Source organism: Mesorhizobium sp. M0174 (genome assembly GCF_040322275.1).
Taxonomy (GTDB): Bacteria; Pseudomonadota; Alphaproteobacteria; order Rhizobiales; family Rhizobiaceae; genus Mesorhizobium.
In genome coordinates, this window is the sequence record NZ_JAMYTB010000058.1 from 1 (window position 1) to 2,930 (window position 2,930).

2 protein-coding genes and 3 pseudogenes are annotated in these 2,930 nt (G+C 61.1%); 3 read left to right on the forward strand and 2 right to left on the reverse strand.

Going from position 1 to position 2,930, the window contains the following annotated elements:
- Positions 1 to 229 (forward strand): annotated as a pseudogene (locus NKJ13_RS31415) (transposase); the annotation flags it as partial.
- Positions 230 to 391: 162 nt separating this feature from the next.
- Positions 392 to 562, forward strand: a pseudogene (locus NKJ13_RS31420) (LysR family transcriptional regulator); the annotation flags it as partial.
- Here the strand turns inward: NKJ13_RS31420 and NKJ13_RS31425 are convergent.
- Together NKJ13_RS31425 and NKJ13_RS31430 are read right to left on the reverse strand one after the other, a co-directional pair.
- The gene (locus tag NKJ13_RS31425; protein WP_352779557.1) at positions 549 to 1,754 is read right to left on the reverse strand and encodes a beta-ketoacyl-[acyl-carrier-protein] synthase family protein; all 1,206 of its coding nucleotides are present in this window, start codon (positions 1,752 to 1,754) and stop codon (positions 549 to 551) included. The pseudogene NKJ13_RS31420 and the gene NKJ13_RS31425 sit on opposite strands and share 14 nt — an antisense overlap.
- Positions 1,755 to 2,030, reverse strand: coding sequence for an acyl carrier protein (locus tag NKJ13_RS31430; protein WP_352458906.1), 276 nt, complete (start codon positions 2,028 to 2,030; stop codon positions 1,755 to 1,757).
- Between the two features lie 575 nt (positions 2,031 to 2,605).
- Here NKJ13_RS31430 and NKJ13_RS31435 point away from each other — a divergent pair.
- Positions 2,606 to 2,707, forward strand: a pseudogene (locus tag NKJ13_RS31435) (LysR family transcriptional regulator); the annotation flags it as partial.
- Positions 2,708 to 2,930 lie beyond the last annotated feature (223 nt).

Sequence of the window (2,930 nt, forward strand, 5' to 3'; positions counted from 1 at the left end):
GATCAACTGGCCGAACATTCGAATCCTGCTCCGCGGCGATAGCCATTATTGCAACCCGCAGGTCATCGACTGGTGCCGCGCCAACGACGTCGACTTCATCTTTGGCCTCGCGCCCACCACGACCCTGCGCAAGCATGTCGCGGATCTGGAGGCCAGCACGACGGCGCGCTTCGAAGCGTCGGCCAAGACAGGCAGGGTCCGCAGGTTCAAGGAGTTCGTTGACGGCGCCCGCGGCGCGGCCGGGCCGGCAGCACTCAGGCGACTATAACGGGCGCAGAGCCGACCCTGCGGCTTCCAGACATTGTCGTGTACAGCTTCAGACCCTCAAGCCGAGCCCGCAGGGCCTCGCTTACCTTTTACGGGGCGGCGGTACGTCTAAGCCGCTTCAACAGTTAAGAATTTCGCAAAGACGATACCCCCGGATCGTCGAGCTTCCGCTGCCACTTCCCGCATTCGCCGAGGCGGTCAATGACCCGCCCTTCACAATAGTTATCCGGCAAGCATCTGGATGCGAGAGATAATGTTGCCGGAGGCATCTCTCATGGCTTCTACACCTGCCTGAACGCCAGAACCGCGTTCGTGCCGCCAAAGGCGAAGGAGTTGCTCAGTGCCACGCGCACCTTGCGCTCGCGTGCCACATTGGGCGTGACGTCGAGATCGCAATCGGGGTCCAGCTCACGATAATTGGCAGTCGGCGGCACGACGCTCTCGCGGATAGCCATCACGCAGGCGATCAACTCGAGCGCGCCGGACGCGCCGAGGCAATGCGCGTGCATGGACTTGGTAGAAGAAATGGACATTGAGAAGGCGTGCTGACCGAAGACGCGCTTGATCGCCGCCGTCTCGATCTGGTCGTTGGCCTTGGTGCCGGTGCCGTGCGCGTTGAGATAGTCGACATCCTCGGCGTCCAGCCTGGCATCGGCAAGGCAGGCCCGCATTGCTGCCTCCGGCCCCTCGACAGTCGGCGCGACGATGTCGGACGCATCGGCGGAAAGGCCGGCACCGGCAATTTCGCCAAGGATGGTGGCGCCCCGAGCCAGGGCATGCTCGTAGCTTTCCAGCACCGCCATGCCGGCGCCTTCACCAAGCGACAGGCCCTGGCGATCGGCCGAGAATGGCCGGCAAGTATCGGGCGAAAGCACGCGGATCGCTTCCCATGCCTTCAGCACACCCCATATGAGCGGCGCTTCGCTGCCGCCGGCAAGCATCACGTCGGCCCGGCCGAGCCTGATCTGGTCCACCGCGCAGGCAATCGCATGGTTTGCCGAGGAACAGGCGGACGTGACGCCGAAGACCGGCCCGCGCAGGCCGAGACTCATGCTGACCTGGCCGGCAGCGGCACCCGGCATCGCCTTGGGTACAGTCAAGAGAGCGGCACGCTTACCGCCCAGAAGGATGGCGCGGTAGGTTTGCTCGATCGCATCCCACCCGCAGCCGCCAACGCCCACCGTCGCACCGAAGCGATACCTATTTCCCTCTTTGGAGGAAAGTCCGGCCTGACGCATGGCTTCGCGCGCCGCAAGCACAGCGAGCAGGCTGAAGCGGTCCATGGAGATGAGTTGCTTGCCGTCGATGTCATGCTCCGGCAGCGCCTTGATCTCGGCACCGATCCTGACCCTCAATTCGTGGAGCTCGGAGTTGACGATTGGGCCGATGGCGGAGCGGCCTTCTCGCATCTCTGTCCAAATGGCGGCGGCGTTGGTCCCAAGCCCGCAAATACCGCCAATCCCAGTAATCACGACGCGCCTGTCCATTCACACCCCCTTAGCGAGCAAGCTGCGCACGGCTTCCACCATGTCCCCAACATTCTGGAGATCCGACCATGCCTCGGCCGTATTCATCTCGATCTGGATGCCGTAGGCCTGCTCCAGGTCCCAGAGAACGTCCGCCAATCCCAGTGAATCGATACCGAGCGAAGTCAGTCCCGTGGCAGCCGTTATCTCGCCGCCTGTGGCAGGCGCTATGCCGCCCTCCGACGCGGCGCGCTTCTTGATAATGGCGATTATTTCGTTGGCGAGTTGATCTGCCATCTTGTTCCTTTCCAGCTTGCGTTTTCGGCGTCGTTCAAAACCCGAGTCGCGTCGCGTTGCCAAAATTGCCCCTCATAGAGCCTGTGCGACCGACCAAGCCCAATGCCCATAGGAACCGGACGAGTTCCGGCTTCTGCGGCGTCAGCCCGATGACGAAGAAAAGTCGCCGGCCTCCCGCTTTTGCGCCAGCACATCAAGAATCTGCGTGTAAATGGATAGGAACCGTCGTCAAACGTCAGCTAAACGCTGCGACGGTGGGTGCTGTCAGCGTATTCACTCGGCACCTCATATGTAATCGAGATGTTTCATAGCTCCGGACCAGTTGCGATCAACTATTGTACCGGTCCGCCATTCGTCGGAGAGTTCGACATGATCGGAGCGCTGCTTCTCATTCCCAGTACAATCTCCACCGCACGCGACAGATTTCCTCTTTCGGGCTCTTCTCAAGGGACTCGCCACGCGATAGAGGCAGTGATCGGCGCACGTGAGGTCCTGCCAAGTCCATGCGACATTCCGGAAAATTGGTAAAATCGTTTGTTTCAATCAAATGCATCCACGCTATGGATAGCTAAGACATGCGTTTCAAAGGGCTCGATCTGAATCTTCTCGTCGTTCTCGACGCGCTGCTGAGCGAGCGCGGCCTCACGGCGGCGGCACGCCGCATCAACCTAACCAAATTCATGGGGGTTGGTGGATGTGGCGCAAGCCGTTGAAATGACGTAGGATTTGGTTGCCTAAGCCGATCCGAACCATTTCCCGGAGACCACACCCACCATGAACGATCTTGCGCTGCCGCTGAGCGGTTTGTCATCAGTCGGCGGCAAGTCCGTCGTCGCCCGTTTCGACGGCGGCATGCTGTCGTCCAACAGCGGCGTTCTGGCCTTGGCCGAGGTGGAAAAG